Here is a 735-nt window from a genome sequence, read left to right as displayed (position 1 = left end):
GATAAGCCAAGTCGTCAAGGACGGTTTGGAAAGAGGACCCGATGAACAAACAACTGACAATTCAGCCCCGCTCGGCGTTGGCCGAGCTGACGGCAACAAATACCAGAGAACTGGTGCGAGACGGCAAGACGATGTTCTTCGTGCTGCTCTTTCCGCTCTTCTTCCTTGGACTGTTCTGGTTCATCGGCTATTCGACCGATGCCGATGCTGCCACGCCACATGTCGTGGTCGCAGAAAGCACGATTGGGCCGGAAATCAACGAGTCGCTGGAAAACCAAGGGATCGCGACAGTTCCCCGGAATGACCCGGCGGCCAACATTCTCCTGACCATCGACGGAGAGCACGCGACAGTGACCTTGGCGGCCACCGACCAACCGTCCTGGAGTCAGACGGTGCAGGCACTGCGGGATATAGGCATCCCGAGAACCGCAATTGACGTGGTCACCACCGAGGGAATAACGGCCATGGACCCGCTACGCACCTCCATGGCATCGATTTTGATGGTTTCCTTCCTTTCGCTGGCATTCCTGGGGACGGCTGTACCGCTGGTGAGCCTCCGGGGACAGGGAACGTTGCGCCTCTTGGGAACGACTCCCTTGAAACGCTCGGTCTTCGTGCTCTCACAATCACCGGCACGGTTTGGACTAGGTCTGTTTCAGATGATCTTGGTCATTTCGGTGACCTTCTATTTGGGATACCTGGACATCGCGCATCTGCCCAGATTGATCGTTACTG

The 735-nt window shown here is 56.7% G+C and carries 1 protein-coding gene; it reads left to right on the top strand.

Features of this window, described 5'->3' with window-relative positions; translation table 11 throughout:
• Nucleotides 1-41: 41 nt before the first annotated feature.
• Nucleotides 42-735 (top strand): ABC transporter (locus tag B879_RS24130; RefSeq protein WP_040401608.1); only part of this gene is annotated, 694 nt, incomplete at its 3' end.

The organism is Cecembia lonarensis LW9 (genome assembly GCF_000298295.1).
GTDB classification, from domain to species: Bacteria; Bacteroidota; Bacteroidia; order Cytophagales; family Cyclobacteriaceae; genus Cecembia; species Cecembia lonarensis.
Note: the sequence above shows the minus strand (reverse complement) of the source record. Positions and strands in the feature narration are given on the sequence as shown.